Annotated in this window: 16 protein-coding genes; 12 read left to right on the top strand and 4 right to left on the bottom strand. The window is 41.0% G+C overall.

What is annotated here, in order from left to right; translation table 11 throughout:
* Window positions 1-179: 179 nt before the first annotated feature.
* The 3 genes from AAG747_RS03255 to AAG747_RS03245 are packed head-to-tail and all read right to left on the bottom strand — an operon-like array spanning window position 180 to window position 3,846.
* Window positions 180-971, bottom strand: coding sequence for a uroporphyrinogen-III synthase (locus tag AAG747_RS03255; RefSeq protein WP_346819689.1), 792 nt, complete (start codon window positions 969-971; stop codon window positions 180-182).
* Between the two features lie 30 nt (window positions 972-1,001).
* Complete coding sequence (locus tag AAG747_RS03250; RefSeq protein ID WP_346819688.1) at window positions 1,002-2,147, bottom strand: DUF4271 domain-containing protein; 1,146 nt, start codon at window positions 2,145-2,147, stop codon at window positions 1,002-1,004.
* A gap of 10 nt (window positions 2,148-2,157) precedes the next feature.
* Window positions 2,158-3,846: a BamA/TamA family outer membrane protein gene (locus tag AAG747_RS03245; protein WP_346819687.1), complete on the bottom strand. Its 1,689-nt coding sequence runs from the start codon at window positions 3,844-3,846 to the stop codon at window positions 2,158-2,160.
* Window positions 3,847-4,173: 327 nt separating this feature from the next.
* Between AAG747_RS03245 and AAG747_RS03240 the strand changes: the two genes are divergently transcribed.
* On the top strand, window positions 4,174-4,656 hold the full coding sequence (locus tag AAG747_RS03240; protein WP_346819686.1) for a Fur family transcriptional regulator: 483 nt from the start codon (window positions 4,174-4,176) through the stop codon (window positions 4,654-4,656).
* Here the strand turns inward: AAG747_RS03240 and yidD are convergent.
* On the bottom strand, window positions 4,653-4,910 hold the full coding sequence (gene yidD, locus AAG747_RS03235) for a membrane protein insertion efficiency factor YidD (protein WP_346819685.1): 258 nt from the start codon (window positions 4,908-4,910) through the stop codon (window positions 4,653-4,655). The two genes, AAG747_RS03240 and yidD, sit on opposite strands and share 4 nt — an antisense overlap.
* 171 nt (window positions 4,911-5,081) lie before the next feature.
* Here yidD and AAG747_RS03230 point away from each other — a divergent pair, with 171 nt between their 5' ends.
* The 11 genes from AAG747_RS03230 to AAG747_RS03180 all read left to right on the top strand — a co-directional run bounded on the left by AAG747_RS03230 (window position 5,082) and on the right by AAG747_RS03180 (window position 17,517).
* Window positions 5,082-7,343 carry a S9 family peptidase gene (locus AAG747_RS03230; protein WP_346819684.1) on the top strand — a complete coding sequence of 754 codons (2,262 nt, stop codon included), beginning with the start codon at window positions 5,082-5,084 and terminating at the stop codon, window positions 7,341-7,343.
* Window positions 7,344-7,663: 320 nt separating this feature from the next.
* A complete protein-coding gene (locus AAG747_RS03225; protein ID WP_346819683.1) occupies window positions 7,664-8,131 on the top strand; it encodes a c-type cytochrome in 468 nt (155 codons plus the stop codon).
* Window positions 8,132-8,194: 63 nt separating this feature from the next.
* The gene (gene nosZ / locus AAG747_RS03220; RefSeq protein ID WP_346819742.1) at window positions 8,195-10,120 is read left to right on the top strand and encodes a Sec-dependent nitrous-oxide reductase; all 1,926 of its coding nucleotides are present in this window, start codon (window positions 8,195-8,197) and stop codon (window positions 10,118-10,120) included.
* 65 nt (window positions 10,121-10,185) lie between these two features.
* On the top strand, window positions 10,186-10,812 hold the full coding sequence (locus tag AAG747_RS03215) for a hypothetical protein (RefSeq protein WP_346819682.1): 627 nt from the start codon (window positions 10,186-10,188) through the stop codon (window positions 10,810-10,812).
* 38 nt (window positions 10,813-10,850) lie between these two features.
* A complete protein-coding gene (locus tag AAG747_RS03210) occupies window positions 10,851-11,333 on the top strand; it encodes a nitrous oxide reductase accessory protein NosL (protein WP_346819681.1) in 483 nt (160 codons plus the stop codon).
* A gap of 6 nt (window positions 11,334-11,339) precedes the next feature.
* A complete protein-coding gene (locus AAG747_RS03205) occupies window positions 11,340-11,717 on the top strand; it encodes a hypothetical protein (RefSeq protein ID WP_346819680.1) in 378 nt (125 codons plus the stop codon).
* 135 nt (window positions 11,718-11,852) lie between these two features.
* Complete coding sequence (locus AAG747_RS03200; protein ID WP_346819679.1) at window positions 11,853-12,665, top strand: FixH family protein; 813 nt, start codon at window positions 11,853-11,855, stop codon at window positions 12,663-12,665.
* Window positions 12,666-12,705: 40 nt separating this feature from the next.
* A complete protein-coding gene (locus AAG747_RS03195) occupies window positions 12,706-14,727 on the top strand; it encodes a TonB-dependent receptor plug domain-containing protein (RefSeq protein WP_346819678.1) in 2,022 nt (673 codons plus the stop codon).
* A gap of 54 nt (window positions 14,728-14,781) precedes the next feature.
* Window positions 14,782-16,035, top strand: a complete 1,254-nt coding sequence (locus tag AAG747_RS03190; protein ID WP_346819677.1) for a nitrous oxide reductase family maturation protein NosD — start codon at window positions 14,782-14,784, stop codon at window positions 16,033-16,035.
* A complete protein-coding gene (locus tag AAG747_RS03185) occupies window positions 16,032-16,742 on the top strand; it encodes an ABC transporter ATP-binding protein (protein WP_346819676.1) in 711 nt (236 codons plus the stop codon). The genes AAG747_RS03190 and AAG747_RS03185 overlap by 4 nt, the downstream gene beginning before the upstream one ends.
* Complete coding sequence (locus AAG747_RS03180) at window positions 16,735-17,517, top strand: ABC transporter permease (RefSeq protein ID WP_346819675.1); 783 nt, start codon at window positions 16,735-16,737, stop codon at window positions 17,515-17,517. Before AAG747_RS03185 ends, AAG747_RS03180 begins: the two co-directional genes overlap by 8 nt.
* Window positions 17,518-17,519 lie beyond the last annotated feature (2 nt).

Genomic DNA, 17,519 nt, shown 5'->3' with positions numbered 1-17,519 from the left:
AGATAAGGAAAATTCTATTCAATTAACTTTTAATTTCTATGCAAAATAATACTAATTCCAGTATCTATAAAGTCCCCCTAAGAGGAGATATCGTTTAATTTACAAAATAAAAAAGGTCAAAACCATGAATTAAACACAGTTTTGACCCTTCTAACACCGGAAGCCAACCAAATCTACTTCTAACCTAATTTATTAGCTTTTTTGATATATAACTCAATTGCCCCTGTCATTGAGGGAGCATTGGGCAAAGGAGCCTCAACATCCAACCTTAAATTGTTCTCACGAACTGCGCTGGCTGTGGTAGGACCAAAAGCTGCAATTCGGGTATTGTTCTGTTTAAAGTCCGGAAAGTTCTGGAACAAAGAGGCTATACCTGAAGGGCTAAAAAAAGCAATCATATCATAATTAACATCAGCTAAGTCGGACAGGTCACTTGCTACCGTATGATAAATTACTGCCTCGGTAAAATTATACCCTTCCTTTTCCAGAAATTCGGGTATATCAGGCTTACGAATATTGGAGCATGGAAATAAATACTTCTCCCCTTTATGCTTCTTCAATATATCGATCAAGTCCATTGCGGTTTTTACTCCTGTAAAGATCTTTCGCTTTCGAATGACAATGTACTTTTGCAGATAGTTAGCTGTTTGCTCTGAAATACAAAAGTATTTCATATCGCTTGGCACTTCTATCTTCAACTCTTTTGCAATTCGAAAAAAGTGATCGATCGCGTTCCGACTCGTAAAAATTACCGCACTATGATCTAAGATATTGACTTTTTGTTTTCTAAACTCTTTCGAGCTTACGGATTGGATTTCAATAAACGGCCTGAAATCAATCTGAAGGTTGTATTTAATGGCAAGAGTGTGGTAAGGGGAGTTTTTGTTAGCTGGCTCCGGTTGTGAGACTAAGATTGATCGAACTTCTCTTATCTCTCCTTCTTTCAATTCTTTTTGCGCTTTACTTGACATAAGCTACCAGGATTTTTGTATTTCAAAATCTTAAAACCTCATTAAAAATTTAATAATGAAGAGAATTGGCAAAAATTCGGTGGCGCAAAAATACGAAAATAAATAGACTTTTCTAAAGGAAATATGCCTATATATTCGATAACAAGTGCATAAAGAATTTAAAACTAATACGGAAATCAATACATAGGAAAGCATTTCCCAATCTAAAGTCTCAATCTGTAAAACCACTAAAAAGGTCCCTAACAAGAACAGAGAGCCAAAAAACTGTGTAAAACGAATAAATTCCTGTAAGTGTAAATTAGCAAGGTGGCGATAACTGTGAAATTGTGCTAAAAACCATACGATGATTAACTTGCATACTACAATCCCCACCACAACTACGACAATTAATAAAAAACGGAGCCAAAGGTTAAATTCCATAATCCGGTTGTACTCCGATTCTACAAACTTTTGTTCAGGCGTAAAATTATACAAGAAAATAATGACGATATACGCCGACAACAAGCCTGAATACAAAATAAAAATTAATACGTCTGTACCATTGACTTTGTGAATGACCGAATCTACTTTATAAAAGTTACGAAATGTTCGCCCTAAACTATTTAATGGATATAAAATAGAAGAATATTTCGTGAACACCGCATAACAAACCATCATCAGCATCCCCAATAAGATCAAATCGTTCTTATACCCAGGAGCAAATTTTAATTTTGCCCATGCAACCTCAGAAGTATCTGTTTTAGAAGAGACCTTTACAGTAGAGTTTGCCTTTTTCACTTTCTTCCTTATTTTAACATCAGGTAAACCGTCTACGGTCCTGTTAGCATAGTATGTAACAAATACCTCTTTGTTACCAAATGCTTTTCGCAAACTGTCCAGGTCATAGGAAAGCTCTTCATTACTAACTCTTCTCAGTAATTGATTATTAATAAATAAGCTTCCTGACTCTTGGAAAGTAATATCCATCACCCCCTTTTTATACTTATCCAAAGGTACAAGTAGGTGAACTCCTTGTTGCCGTTGATGCAACTCCTCTACATACGGCACCAAAGTTTTTAATTCGGGATCATAAACCAACCATTGATCTGCCAGAGACCTGACTTGAGCAGAAAGTGCGGAATTGAAACACACAAAGAGTACAAGAAAAAAGAATCGGTTGATTTTGAACAATCTCATTCGCTATTAATTAAAACCGGGAAGTATACCCGATATGTACTTTCGAAGTTTTAAAATCCAAAGCTTGTTGCTTCGACTTTCCCAATGCATATACGAAACTAAAGACCCCGTTTTTAGTTTCAAAGCTTATCCCGCTCCCAAAGCCAAAGGGATAATCTGTAGTTTTATACACCTGGTACTTTTGCGTAATGTAAGCCCAGTCCAAAAATAAAAAAAACATAGATTGATTGGCAAAGTAAAACCTTTCTTCCAAACTCCCAATGACATACCCGGACGCAAAAAATAAATTTTCGTTAAATCCTCTAATCGTTTTTAAACCTCCCAAACGAAAAAAATCATTTAAATAAAGCTGCTTACCAAAAAGCTTTCCACTTTTGATCGAAGCCATCAATACAGAATACCTCCCTAAAGGATAATACGATTGAAAAAAACTTTCTAATGCAAACTGTACACTCTTCAAATTCTTTTGTTCAACAGAGTACTGATTAGGGTCCACCAATATTTTTTTATTTCCCACCATACCAGCCAAGCCCAAGGTAAAACCTTTGCGTGGCATACCCTGGTCATCAACATGGTTCAACTCATAGGAAACACCATAATTCAAATACCTTGAATCCATAAAATGTAAACTGTCAAGGGGAGCAACATCAACTGTATCGCGTCTTAATCGTGTGGAAGTAAGCAGCTCAGAGTTAAAACTTATGGTACCGGCTGCTGAGGTTCTATGACCAATACTTAACTTCCTCCTGATATTTTGAAAGGAGCTGTCTTCTTTAAATAATGAAAAATGAAATCCCACATCAAGTGGAGTATTTAACAGTGAAGGGTGATTGTAGGTAATAGACAGGGATTGTGATTGACTTTTAAACTGCTGCCAGTTGATAAAAAGTTTTTTACCTGAAGCAAACAAGTTGTTCAACTCCAACAAAAACTGCCCGGTTAATTGAAGCTTCCGGTTTTGGGTCCCTTTGGTTGTAAAACCTATTAAGCCATCAATTTTATTCGCTTTTTGCTTTTCAAAATGCAACTGTACAAAAGCTTTGTCGTACTGAAAACTCACCACAGGAGCACCTTTCAGACGCAAAAAAGCCAATGAAAGCAAGCCTTTGGGAATTCTGTCTATCTTTTGTTGATTAAATACTTCACCTGATTTAAACTTCAGGTAATTCAGCAAAAAGCGGTTTTTCACTTTTACATCTCCGGAAACCATCAAAGAATCAAATGTAATCAGCGGTCCGGACTCATAGATTAATTTTGCACTTAGGTTTACACTATCCATAGAAATGTCTTGCAATCCGATTTTGGCAAAAGGATAGCCGACATTTTCAGCATAGGCCAAAATGCGTTCTTTTAGTTGAGCAAAGGCCCGGAGACTCACAGGTTTATGATGGTAACTGTTTAATTTCAGGTCCACTTTACCCCGTAAGCTTTTGGGCAATGCATCTACAGAAAGGTGTATCCAATGATACCTTTCTCCAAGCGAGAAGTAAACTAGGGCTTGTCGACTTTTTAGGGAAATAGAATCTACAGAAGCCAATAAAAAACCAGCTTCATGGATTTGATCAACCGTAGATTGTACTTCATCAGTCAGTAAAGTAGAATCTTTAATTACAGATTGTTTGGGTAACTTAGCACTCTTTCCGCTCTTATCTTTATAGATGTACCTCATCTGATAAGTCAGTTCTGACTGACCGGCCATAGGGTATATATAAAAAACAAAGAGGAGAATTGTGGTGAATAAGTGTTTCAAACAACTGGTATCAACAAGTCAAAAAGATGTAATATGTAAGTTACAAAATTAAAAAAATTTAGATACCGAAACGTTATGATCTGTTATTGCTTTTCGGAGTGTATAACGAAGGCTTCAATAAAATTATTTCTAAGTACAACCCTTACGATCCTTAATTTATAGAAATAACACAAAAGTATTTTGATGAAAACACGAACTGAACCGAGCTTTATCCGGCCATGCCATTGCTCTAAAATGAAAAATTATATTTACTTTTGAAAAAATCAGGTAGACGTTATGAGTGCTGAAAAAGGTAAATCTTCAGGAATCAAAAAAATATTCACTGAGTATTTGGAAAACAAAGGATTGAGAAAAACTCCGGAAAGGTTTGCAATCCTGGAAGAGATCTATGATAATAATGGACATTTTGATGTAGAATCTCTCTATATCAATATGAAAAATAAAAATTACCGGGTGAGCCGTGCCACTGTTTACAATACCCTGGACTTACTTCTGGACTGTGAACTGGTCACCAAGCACCAGTTTGGTAAAAACTTATCCCTGTATGAGAAGTCACATGGGTATCGACAACACGATCATGTGATTTGTACCAAAACCCACCAGATCTTTGAGTTTTGTGACCCTCGGATTCAGGCCATTCAAAAGCTTGTCGAAGAAACGTTTGACTTTACCGTAACCAGTCACACACTTTATTTCTATGGTTATCTGAATAAAGTAAAAGAAGACACTCCCCAAATTCCTGAAAAGCCACAAGGTTAGTGCTTCTGGTTTATACACTTTTTTGAAGACTCAGGTACGGGATCATATCCGCTTCCTCCCCAAGGGTGGCAGCGGGAAATTCTTTTTAAGCTTAACCAAAGCCCTTTCCAAGGTCCGTGTTTTTCAATGGCCTCAATGGCATATTGTGAACAGGTAGGTGTATACCGGCACGCGGCCGGAAGCATGGGTGATATTCCAAGTTGATAAAAACGGACCAAACCCAACATCACTTTCTTGAAGAGTATATTTAACATTTTTCTTTGTTTTTCTATCTCTACAAAAATAGAGATTTATTACAATCACCGTTCATCTAACAAATCCGCGAAGAAATCTATTTCTAAATACATGAATTCTTCGCGGATTTGTATTTTTACCAACCTGTATCAATAAGGTATTATTTTAATTTAGTAAAAACCAATACACGAATGCGTAAGTATAGACTTATCAACCCAGTACAAAAACACCTTTTGTTACTGTGTTTTATGGTCTGGGGTGTGGCAAATACATCGCAGGCCCAAACCGCCAAAAAGCGATATTCCAACCTTACAGAGGCCCTATCCGCTCAATGGATGCTATCCGGTAACAGCGGCCCGGCCAGTGTCAACTGGATTAATGAAGGTGAAAAATTTTCTTACATAGAGTCTGATCCAACTACTCAACAGCAAGAAATACGCTCTTTTGATCCAACCTCTGACAAAGATGAACTCGTTTTTAATGGGAATAGCCTGACATTTCCGAGCAGCTCGGAGGCGTTTAATTACAAGGCTTTTCAATGGACGAAAGACTCTAAGTTTATCTTGTTTCAGTCAAATTTCCGCCCTGTTTGGAGAAACTCGGGCAAATCCGATTATTACTTTTATACTCTAGCCAACAAGTCCTTAAAATTGGTGGCTAAGAATGCCCGCACTGCGGAAGTCTCTCCCAACGGACAAATGGTCGGCTATGAGCGTGAAGGGGATATGTTCTTTTTCAACTTTGCCGATGAAAAAGAAACTCAATTGACTACAGATGCTCAATCTGAATTTTACAACGGCCGCTTTGGCTGGGCCTATGAAGAGGAATTCGGGCTGGCTCAAGCATGGAAATGGTCACCTGACAGCCGCTACATTGCCTTCTGGCAGTCAGATGAACGGGATGTACCGGTGTTTCAAATGACCGAATTTGCCGGACAGCATGCAGAGTTTACCAAAATCCGTTATCCGAAACCAGGCGATACCAACCCCTCTGTAAAAATCGGGGCGGTGGATGTTACCTCCGGAGAAAAAAAGTGGATGGACATCGACCTGAAAGGTGGGTATATTCCTAGAATTTACTGGACCGCTCGCCCAGGTCATTTGGCCGTGGTACACCTGAACCGTGCCCAAACGCACTTAACACTTTACTTGTGTGATGTAACCACCGGAAAAAGCAAAGTGATCATGGAAGAAAAGTCGGAGGTTTGGATAGATGTCAACGACTTCTTTGCCGGAATTGATGATTTATTCTACTTCCCCAAAGATGTAGAAGAGTTCTACTGGGTATCAGACAGAGACGGTTGGAGCCACTTATACCGGTTTGATTTGGACGGCAAGCTACTCAATCAAGTAACTAAAGGAGAGTGGGACGTAACTTATATTCATAATATTGATCCCAAAAAACAAATTGTTTATTACTCTTCTACAGAAGAATCTCCTTTGGAAAGGCATTTATACTCTATTCGTTTTAACGGAAAGAAAAAAACAAAACTGACCAAGGTGTCAGGCAAACATGACATTAACTTTTCCCCGAACAGTGAGTATTACATAGATACATATTCTAATGTAAACACGCCTACGCAGGTAGAGTTATGGTCGACCAAAGGGAAGATGGTAAAAAGCTTGGAAAACAATGCCGAAGTCAATCAATTCATCGAGAACGTGGCATATGCCAAAAAGGAATTAATGTCTTTCACTACTTCAGATGGTCAGCAATTGGATATTCACCTCATCAAACCGGTTGATTTTGATGCAAATAAAAAGTACCCGATGGTTTTAAATATTTACGGAGGTCCGGGTGCACAATCCGTATACAATAGCTTTGCAACCAACGGATGGGAACAATACCTTGCCCAAAATGGCTATATCATTGCTAGTGTCAACAACCGCGGTACGGGAGGATATGGAAAAGCTTTTGAAAAGATTGTATACAAACAATTAGGAAAGTGGGAAAGCCATGATTTTGTGGAAACAGCTAAATACCTGGCCTCTCAAGCATGGGTAGATGGTGACAATATGGCAATCAGAGGTCATAGCTATGGTGGCTACATGTCTAGTTTTACCATGTTAAAACATCCCGGTGTGTTTAAAGTTTCCCTTGTGGGAGCTCCTGTTACCGATTGGAAACTTTATGACAGCATCTATGCAGAACGCTACATGGGCTTATTGAATGACAATAAAAAAGGGTATGAAACAAGTGCGGTAATGCCTGCCGCAGGAAACTTGCAAGGTCATATGTTTATCGCCCACTCTGCGATGGATGAAAACGTACATTTGCAAAATACTATGCAATTGGTAAAAGCCTTAATTGATAAAGGAAAAGACGCGGATTTAAGAATCTATCCTCCGGGTGCTCACGGTGTAGCGTATAACTACCCTAGTTATGTGCTTTTATACCAACAGTATACCGACTACTTAAACAAACACTTAAAAGAAACTTCTATGAATAACTAAGGTTATTCGCCCTTCCTTAAAAAGGCTTTAAGTTGACGTGTCAACTTAAAGCCTTTTTTATTTCCAATATCTGCTCCCCTCTAGCTTTACACTTACTTATCCTTCGGGAATTCAACTTCTCGAAAATCATTACTGCTACATGATATTTGTCATATAAAAGACCTTTTTATCCTTTTATATTTGATTTGTTCAAATATGTGATGGACTCCTGTCATTTGCTAATAAAAAATCGAACAGATTAAAAAAATACATAAGCAATTGATATACAAAAAATAACAATTAAAAAGCACCTCTTAAATAAAAACAATAACCGAAAATTTATGATGACTCTCAAACACATAATATCGATCATACTGGTTTGTACAGGATTGGGAATTATAGGTTGCGGAGGCGCTCAAAAAGGCCAGGAAAATACTACTTCCGAGCCCATCTACCAGCCTAAACAACAAGTAGACCCTATGCAACATAAAGGAATTGGTCCGGTACAAAACTTGGAATTAGCGGCACTGGATGAGACAATGGCTGAAGAAGGAAAAACCCTCTACGAACAATACTGCACGGCCTGCCACAAAGCCACTCAAAAATACATTGGTCCTGCTCCGAAAGATATTTTGAATAGAAGAACTCCGGAATGGGTCATGAACATGATATTGAACCCGGAAGAAATGGTCCAAAAAGACCCGATTGCTAAAAAACTACTTGTCGAGTTCAATGGCGCTCCCATGGCCAACCAACATTTGACGGAAGAACAAGCACGAAAAATCTTAGAATACTTCAGAACTCTATAACCCTGAACTATTATGAACTTACGATTCCATAGCACATTCTTTCTGATGCTGTTTGCCAGTTTGATGTGGCAGAGTTGCGGGCATCAAAGTTCTACCGGACAAGGCAAAGGTTTGGTCGGTAGTAATGCCGCTTCCAAAGTATATGTGGCACCGGGCGAACACGATGAATTTTATGCATTTTTATCGGGCGGCTTTAGCGGACAAGTCAGTGTATATGGTCTGCCCTCCGGCAGGTTACTCAAAGTCATCCCTGTCTTTTCGGTAGATGCCGAAAAAGCATATGGCTTTAATGAAGAAACCAAACCGCTATTAAATACAACCCATGGATTTATCCCTTGGGACGATGCTCACCACCCTGAATTATCGCAAACGAAAGGCGTTCCTGACGGACGTTGGTTATTTATCAATGGGAACAATACGCCCAGAGTCGCACGGATTGACTTATCGACCTTCGAAACGGTGGAAACCATCGAAATTCCCAATAGCGGAGGAAACCATAGTTCTCCCTTTACCACTGAAAATACAGAATATATCGTAGCCGGCACCCGGTTTAGCGTACCTTTCCCTCAAAAGGACGTTGCCATTGGTACATATAAAGAAAATTTCAAAGGCGCCCTCACCTACATCAAAGTAGCCCCTGAAGACGGTCAGATGAGTATTGCATTCCAAATCCTGGTACCCGGATACGATTACGACCTCGCTCATTCCGGTAAAGGAAAATCTCACGGATGGACGTTCTTTACTACGTATAATGCTGAGCAAAGCCATACCCTGAAGGAAGTAAACGCTTCTCAATACGATAAGGATTATATAGCTGCGGTCAATTGGAAAAAAGCCGAAGAGTATTTGGCACAAGGCAAGTATCAGGAATTCCCTACAGCGTATTACCGCAATCATTACAGCGAGGAAAGCCATATGGCGACTTCCGAAAAAATCGAAAAGGTAAAAGTATTGGTGCCTTCCGAATGCCCTGGTTTGATCTATTACTTACCCACTCCCAAATCTCCTCATGGAGTGGATGTAGATCCTAGCGGGGAATATATTGTGGGCAACGGCAAATTGTCAGCCGACATGTCCGTTCATTCGTTCGACAAAATGCAAAAAGCTATTGCAAACGAAGCTTTTGAAAAAGAAATTGACGGTATTCCGGTGTTAAAATATGAAGAAGTGTTAGCCGGCATCGTCAAAGAACCGGGCCTGGGTCCCTTACATACCGAGTTCGATGGAAAAGGAAATGCTTACACTACTTTCTTTATTTCTTCGGAAGTCGTAAAATGGAAATTAGGCACTTGGGAAGTACTCGACCGCGCTCCTTGTTATTATTCCGTAGGGCACTTGATGATTCCGGGAGGAGACTCGAAAAAACCTTGGGGAAAGTACTTGGTCGCGCTAAATAAAATCACCAAAGACCGCTACCTGCCCACCGGACCGGAAATGAACCACTCGGCACAATTGTATGATATTTCAGGGGATAAGATGGAATTGATTTTAGACTTTCCTACCATTGGAGAACCACATTATGCCCAGGCTATTCCCGCGGATATTGTCAAACCTAAATCAAAGAAAATTTATGAATTGGGAGCCAACAAGCACCCTCATGCCGCTAAAAGTGAAAAAGAAGCGCGGGTTGAACGAAACGGGAACGAGATACATGTATACATGACCACCATCCGGAGTCACTTTGCCCCGGACAATATCGAAGGCATCAAGGTGGGGGATAAAGTGTATTTCCATGTCACTAACCTGGAACAAGATTGGGATGTACCACACGGATTCAGTGTATTGGGGGCCAGAACCTCAGAACTGTTAATCATGCCCGGCCAGACCGAAACCCTGCTGTGGGAACCTCGCAAAGAAGGTGTATACCCCTTCTATTGTACGGACTTTTGCTCTGCCTTACACCAAGAGATGCAAGGGTATATCAGAGTATCGGCCAGAAATCAAAATGTGCCGCTAAAATGGGGCACAGGCGAACAACCGGAATCTTAATATGAATAGAAAAGGTGTGGCAAAAATGCCACACCTGTTTTTCCACTATCAACAACCTCCGAACAATGAAACCTTCAGGAAACTCCCGGATATTAATGGCGCTGGCCGCTGTTTTGTTATTGTGTACATTTCTTTTTCCTATTTGGAGAATTACCTTGGTAGCGCCTCAATATCCCGATGGTATTTCCATGTATATATGGATAAATAAAATTACCGGAGACACCGATTATACATTGCAGAATATCAATATCCTCAATCACTATGTAGGAATGAAATACATAGAACCGGATACCATTCCCGAATTGTCTTACTTTCCTTATGTCATTGTAGGAATGTCACTGATAGGACTTTTGGCTGCAATCATCCGCAACCGTTACTTCTATCTCGTTTGGGTCGTGCTATTACTTGTGTTGGCAAGTCTGGGGCTTTATGATTTTTACTTATGGGAATATGACTATGGACATAACCTCTCGCCCAATGCTCCGATCAAAATTCCCGGAATGGCCTATCAACCGCCTTTAATTGGGGTCAAAATGTTGTTAAACTTCGAAGCCACTTCACTCCCTCACTTAGGATCTTTATTTATTGGTTTGGCAATGCTTCTGGGATTTCTGGCTTTTATCTTTCATAAAAAAACACAAACTCCCAAAGGACAAATGGACCAATCACCGAAAGCGGTAAAGCAGCGGTAAAGCAAACTGTCACAACTACTACTAACCATGCTACCATTATGATACAAAAAGGATTTTACCTACTACTCTTCTCATGGTGCATCATAGCTTGCGCTCCCAAGCCTGCCCCTATTCTTTATGGAGAAGACAACTGCCACTTTTGTAAAATGACAATAGTGGATCAACGCTACGGAGCGGAACTAGTCACTCAAAAAGGAAAGGTGTATGTATTTGATGCCATTGAGTGTTTGCTTCACGTTTTACAAAAAGAATCAGGACGCTACTCGCAAGCCGCATATGTGTTGATTACCGATTTTACTCAACCAGGCAAACTGATCGATGCGCATACGAGCAGCTACCTTATCAGCAAAGAATTGCCCAGCCCTATGGGTATGTTTTTAACCGGTTTCAAAGACCATGAAAAAGCTTTGACATTTCAGCAAAAAACCGGAGGAAAGTTGTACCGTTGGGAGGAATTATTTAGTAACTTTGCAACACTTTCTGGCAAAACAGAATTTTCTACGGTCAGTACACATCAATAAACTTTCTTGGTACGAATACTTTCCATAGCGCTTGCATTTTGTATGCTTTATCCTACGATAAGGACAGCAACCATTCTGGTAAATTACCAACTCAACAAGGGGTATTTTGCCAAGGTGCTGTGTATTAATCAGGATAAGCCGGAATTACACTGTGAAGGGCAATGTCATGTGAGTACCCAATTAGAAGAAAACCAGGCCGATGAACAAGATTTACCCCCCCTTCCGGAACTGGACTCAATCGTAAAGTTTTTTAATCAAACAACTATTGAAATTGAGCATTTCGGTGACAATATAGAGGTGGGCATTGAATTTTTCTACTTGAAAAAAGTCTATACATCCGTTCATTGGAAAATCTTCCACCCTCCCAAAGTTTTGGTTGCTTAGTTCTTTGTAACCCCCTTTCTGTATTCAAAATAAAATAAGGGGTTCTTTATACAGCCATTCCGGTCTGTAGGTGGGTTTGTATTGCCCACACTCAAACACAATCTATCATCCAAAAACTTTTTAAAAGTACGAACAATGAAATTATTCAACCTTATTATACGCCTGACATGTATTCTTTTTACGCTTTCTTTATTTACCGCTTGTAGCGATGACGATGAAGCTGCACCCAAAATAAACACACAAGGCCTAGTAAAAATCAAAGAAGGCTATGCCTTAGGCGCTGCTACCAAAGTGGAAATATACACTCAGGAAAGCCCCTTTGTCGGTTTCAATAAGTTTTTCATTGCCTTATTCGATTCAGCTTCGGAGAATGTGTCCCAAGAGGCAGAAATAGAATTAATGCCGATGATGCAAATGTCACAAATGTCCCACTCAGCCCCTTTTGTCAACCCTGTCTTTCACCAAGAAACTCACCTTTATGCCGGAGCTGTCGTATTCATTATGCCTAGCGGGGAAATGGGCAAATGGACCTTAGGCTTAAAAGTGAAAAATAAGGGAAAAACGGGGATGACTTCCTTCCACATGGAAGTAGAAGAACCAGAAACCGAGAGAGTCTATTCTTTTATGAATGGGGAAGAAAAAATATTTGTCTCTTTAGTATCTCCGGATGCTCCGGAAACCGGAGTTAATGATTTTGCTGTGGCCATCCATAAGAGAGTCGGCATGATGGATTTTCCGGCCGTCACCGATTATCAGGTAAAAATCACTCCCGAAATGCCTACCATGGGGCACGGCTCTCCCAATAATGTCCATCCTGTTCATATGGAAAATGGCATTTACCAAGGGAAAGTCAACTTCACCATGACGGGCCTTTGGCGGATACATATCACGCTTGAAAAAGGAGAAGAAGTGATCAATGATGAAAAGTATTTTGACATTGAATTTTAAATACGGATCTAAAAACTGTTTCCAATAAAAGGCTGATATTATGAAAAGTCTTTGGATACTATTTATATATACCGGGTTGGGCTACTCGATTACCATGGCCCAATCCGGTGATAACTCTCCTTACCCTTCCGACTCTCTCAATGTATTGAAGTTGGACGAGGTAGTGGTAGAAGAGGAAGCGATCGATGAGCGGTCAGGAATAACTCAATTCTATAAAACCAATCAACATAGTAGTATTGAGGATATTCTGGAGCGGATGTCAGGGGTCCACCTGATCCGTAGAGGAAACTATGCCTTGGAGCCTACCTACAGGGGCTTATCCGGTGGGCAAATCAATGTAACACTGGACGGGATGAAAATCTTTGGAGCCTGTACCGACAAAATGGACCCGGCAACCTCCTATGTAGAAACCAACAATCTGCATTCCATCGCGATCGAACAAGACAATGCTCTCGGGTCTTCCCTGGGAGGAAACCTGAATATGAAACTGAAAGAACCCTTGTTTGACAGAAATAAAAGCTGGCGGGGAGCAATCAGCAGTGGCTACCATTCAGCCTCCAAAGGAAGTAATCACGCACTCTCCTTAAACTTTTCTCAAGACCGCTGGGCATTCAGGACTCATGCGGTATACCGCAGGCATGAAAATTACCGGAATGGCAATGGGGAAAAGGTGAATTTTTCTCAATATAACAAAGTAAACATCTCCTTTTCAGGAAAGCGTTTACTGAAAAATTCTCAAATGCTAAAAGTAGATGTACTGATGGACGATGCCTGGGATGTAGGCTATCCGGCCTTGCCTATGGACGTGGGTTATGCCAGGGCTAAAATGGGAGCGGTTTCTTACCAAAAGTTTTTCAAAGATCATTGGCTCTCGCATATAGAAACCAAACTGTATGCAAACTTCATCCGGCATGCCATGGATGACACCCAACGGCCTGATGTTCCCATGCATATGGATATGCCAGGACAAAGTGATACGTACGGGGCATTTGTCAATGCAGAGTTTACCCCTTTACGCAAACACCGTCTACGGGCACGCCTGGAAGCTTATCAAAACCGGGCCAGGGCCGAAATGACCATGTATGCCGAAGGAGAAAAACCTATGTTTATGCTTACCTGGCCGGACTTTCGCAGAACTTCAGCAAGTATTTACCTGGAAGACAAAATACTGCTTACAAATTCACTGAATGTACAATTAACTGCCCGTACGGAATGGAGTCACTCCGTACTGACCGAAGAATTTGGTAAAAAACAACTGGAAGTATTTGGATATGATGTGGACAAGGCTTTTCAGGAATTGCCTGTAAGTGCAAGCGCTCAACTGGAGTGGAAATGGGCTACATCCTGGACAAGCAGGATAAAGGCAGGTTACACGCAACGTTTGCCTACCCTTAGCGAACAATTTGGTTTTTACCTGTTCAATCGTTACGATGGCTACGATTACATTGGCAACCCTGATATCGAACTGGAAAAATCATTCAGCACCGAACTATCTCTGGATTATTCGGGAAAGTACATTCAGGTTTTGGGAACGGTTTATCAATATCAAATCCAGGACTATATTTTAGGTAGTCTTGCCCCTGAACTCAGTGCCATGACCATTGGCGCCAACGGGGTAAAAGTATATGGCAACATTCCTTCCGCTGTGCTGTATGGTTCGGAATTAGAGTTACTGCTCAGACCTACCGAACGCCTGACTTGGATGAATAGCCTTCAATATACTTATGGTGAGGACAACGATAAAGACCCACTCCCATTGATTGCCCCCTTAAAGGGCACAAGTTCTTTGCGGTATCACCCGGATAAATTTTATATCCAAATGGAAAGCGAAATGGCTACTAAACAGTCCCGAACCAGTTCAAAATTCGGAGAGCGTACCACTCCGGGATATGTGATATTTCACTTGCGGGCAGCCTATCAACTTCCCATTGCTATGCAAACCCTGAAAGTAGAAACCGGAATAGAGAACCTCTTGGACAAAGCTTATCAACAACACTTGGATTGGGGAAACATTCTACGTCCGGGAAGAAATATTTATATGAATATAAATTTTCAGTTTTAAGCTCATTTACCCTCAGTGCCATCAACCACTGAGGGTTTAAGAATTCTAAGACAAATGGCAAATCAACGTACCTTACTGATAATCGGCCTTTTACTTTCCAACCTGCTATCCTTTGCCCAGGCTGGCACCCGGACGATTTGTAAAACGTGCCCGGTAAACAGCATTCGCCAGGGAATTCAACAAGCCCGGGCCGGAGATACTTTACGGGTAAAACCGGGCTCTTATACCGAAGGTAACCTCACCATTGACAAACCCCTCACTCTGATCGGTGAAAACTACCCGGTGATAGAAGGCGCGCATCAAAAGCAGGAAATCATCTCCGTAAAAAGCGATCATGTCACAATCAAAGGTTTTCGTATTCAAAACATGGCCCCTAGTTATACGGAAGATATTGCCGGTATCAAAGTGTATAAATTTGAGTATTGCCTATTGGAAAACAATGAATTACACAATACATTTTTCGGCATTTACCTGAACAATACGTCCAAAAGTATTGTGCGGAACAACAAAGTCATCGGCAACGCTGAGAATGAAATGTCTTCGGCCAATGCCATTCATTTGTGGTATTGTAAAAATATTACCATAGAAAACAATCTGACACAAAACCACCGGGACGGTATTTACTTGGAGTTCGTTGAAAACAGCTCGGTTACGGGTAACACCAGCAAAGGCAACCTGCGCTACGGTCTGCACTTTATGTTTTCCAATCATAATGCTTATACAAACAACACTTTTACCGACAATGGCGCTGGAGTAGCGGTGATGTTTTCCCGCTATATTACGATGAAAAATAACCTGTTTCTTAAAAACTGGGGGAGCTCATCCTACGGCTTGTTGCTCAAAGAAATTTACGATGGGGAAATCTCGGGAAATATATTTAAAGAGAATACCATTGGTATTTATGCCGAAGGGTCTAACCGCCTGCAAGTCTCTCATAACAACTTTGAGCAAAACGGATGGGCCTTGAAAATTTTAGGGAGTTGCATGGACAATGTATTCGCATCCAATAATTTTCTCTCGAACACCTTTGATCTTTCCACCAACCCCAACGCTACCAATTACAATGATTATACGGGAAACTATTGGAGCGAATATACAGGGTATGATTTGGATAAAGACGGCATTGGCGATGTTCCCTACCGCCCGGTCAAGGTCTTCTCATACATGGTGGCACGGGTACCTGAGTCAATTATCCTATTGAGAAGCCTTTTCATCGACTTTCTGAATTTTGCAGAAAAAGTCACCCCGGTGCTTACCCCGGATACCTTAAAAGACGAAGCCCCCAAAATGAAACCCCTACCAAGATGATACGCATTACTGATGTACAAAAATCATTCAACCGCAACCAAGTCTTAAAGTCCGTCAACCTTGAGATCACTCCGGGTAGCACCACTGCCATCCTGGGACCCAACGGCTCCGGCAAAACGACTTTGCTTAAATCCATTCTCGGCTTGGTGATTCCTCAGAAAGGAGAAGTATATTTCAACGGAAAACCCACCGTAGGCAAATGGGAACATCGCAAGCAAATCGCTTACTTACCCCAAGTGGCCCGTTTCCCGGAAAATTTAAAAGTGAATGAACTCATCCAACTGGTGAAAGACATCCGCGAGAGTCCGGGTGATGAGCGCACTTTGATCGAACGCTTTTCTTTGGAACCGTTCCTCAACAAGAGCCTTCGCAATCTCTCCGGAGGAACCCGCCAGAAAGTCAACGTAGTACTTGCCTTTATGTATGACAACCCGCTGATCATCCTGGATGAGCCTACGGTTGGCCTCGACCCCGTAGCTTTGATTCATCTGAAAGAACTCATCTCCCGGGAAAAAGCCAAAGGAAAAACCATTCTACTCACCACGCATATTATGAGCGTGGTAGAAGAGTTGGCCGATGAGATTGTCTTTTTATTGGAAGGAAAAATTTATTTCCAAGGCAGTCTTACCGAAATGAATGCACTCTCACAACAGGCGGACTTAGAACACAGCATTGCCCAAATTCTAATAAAAGAAGCTCATGTTTAAGATACTGAAATACAGTTTTTTTGACCTGATCAGAAGCTATTGGAGTTTAACCTATATGCTTTTTTACCTGATCGTTACCTCTTCCCTACTCTACTTCAGTGGCGACCTGCTCAAAGGCATCATCAGTCTGAGCAGTATCATTCTGATTCTCACCCCTTTGATCGGGACAATTTTCGGCATTATGTATTATTACAATAGCCGGGACTTTACCGAATTACTACTCGCCCAACCTATCCGGAGAAAAGCCATTTTCATGGGGCAGTACCTGGGTTTGTCTTTATCGTTGTCCAGCAGTTTCTTACTCGGTACCGGTTTGCCTTTCTTGTTTTATGGCATTCAAGTCTCCGGCGAAATCTGGAATTTCTTCACTTTGTTGCTCTCAGGGGCACTGCTTACCTGTATTTTTACAGCTTTTGCTTACTGGATAGGCCTGGCTCATGAAAACCGCATCAAAGGCTTCGGTCTGGCCATTGTTCTATGGTTACTTTTGGCCTTGATTTACGATGGGCTTTTTCTGTTGTCTTTAGTTCTTTTTGAAGAATACCCTATTGAAAAACTAGCCATAGGAGCTACCCTTTTCAACCCTATCGACCTTTCCCGCATTCTGGTCATGCTCAAGCTGGATATTTCCGCCCTACTGGGGTATACCGGAGCAGTCTTCAAAAAATTCTTTGGTACGGGACTGGGCATCTCTTGTTCGATTTCAGCACTGATCATTTGGGTGATCATCCCGGTAACAGGAATTTTAGTAAAAGGCAGAAAAAAGGATTTTTAGGA

Source organism: Rapidithrix thailandica (assembly GCF_039710355.1).
Taxonomy (GTDB): Bacteria; Bacteroidota; Bacteroidia; order Cytophagales; family Flammeovirgaceae; genus Rapidithrix; species Rapidithrix thailandica.
Note: the sequence above shows the minus strand (reverse complement) of the source record. Positions and strands in the feature narration are given on the sequence as shown.

Bases quoted from the DNA above. Each gene is read 5' to 3' on its own strand.
- AAG747_RS03255 (WP_346819689.1), bottom strand. From the start codon at position 971: ATGTCAAGTAAAGCGCAAAAAGAATTGAAAGAAGGAGAGATAAGAGAA.
- AAG747_RS03250 (WP_346819688.1), bottom strand. From the start codon at position 2,147: ATGAGATTGTTCAAAATCAACCGATTCTTTTTTCTTGTACTCTTTGTG.
- AAG747_RS03245 (WP_346819687.1), bottom strand. From the start codon at position 3,846: ATGGCCGGTCAGTCAGAACTGACTTATCAGATGAGGTACATCTATAAA.
- AAG747_RS03240 (WP_346819686.1), top strand. From the start codon at position 4,174: ATGAGTGCTGAAAAAGGTAAATCTTCAGGAATCAAAAAAATATTCACT.
- yidD (WP_346819685.1), bottom strand. From the start codon at position 4,910: ATGTTAAATATACTCTTCAAGAAAGTGATGTTGGGTTTGGTCCGTTTT.
- AAG747_RS03230 (WP_346819684.1), top strand. From the start codon at position 5,082: ATGCGTAAGTATAGACTTATCAACCCAGTACAAAAACACCTTTTGTTA.
- AAG747_RS03225 (WP_346819683.1), top strand. From the start codon at position 7,664: ATGATGACTCTCAAACACATAATATCGATCATACTGGTTTGTACAGGA.
- nosZ (WP_346819742.1), top strand. From the start codon at position 8,195: ATGTGGCAGAGTTGCGGGCATCAAAGTTCTACCGGACAAGGCAAAGGT.
- AAG747_RS03215 (WP_346819682.1), top strand. From the start codon at position 10,186: ATGAAACCTTCAGGAAACTCCCGGATATTAATGGCGCTGGCCGCTGTT.
- AAG747_RS03210 (WP_346819681.1), top strand. From the start codon at position 10,851: ATGATACAAAAAGGATTTTACCTACTACTCTTCTCATGGTGCATCATA.
- AAG747_RS03200 (WP_346819679.1), top strand. From the start codon at position 11,853: ATGAAATTATTCAACCTTATTATACGCCTGACATGTATTCTTTTTACG.
- AAG747_RS03195 (WP_346819678.1), top strand. From the start codon at position 12,706: ATGAAAAGTCTTTGGATACTATTTATATATACCGGGTTGGGCTACTCG.
- AAG747_RS03190 (WP_346819677.1), top strand. From the start codon at position 14,782: ATGGCAAATCAACGTACCTTACTGATAATCGGCCTTTTACTTTCCAAC.
- AAG747_RS03185 (WP_346819676.1), top strand. From the start codon at position 16,032: ATGATACGCATTACTGATGTACAAAAATCATTCAACCGCAACCAAGTC.
- AAG747_RS03180 (WP_346819675.1), top strand. From the start codon at position 16,735: ATGTTTAAGATACTGAAATACAGTTTTTTTGACCTGATCAGAAGCTAT.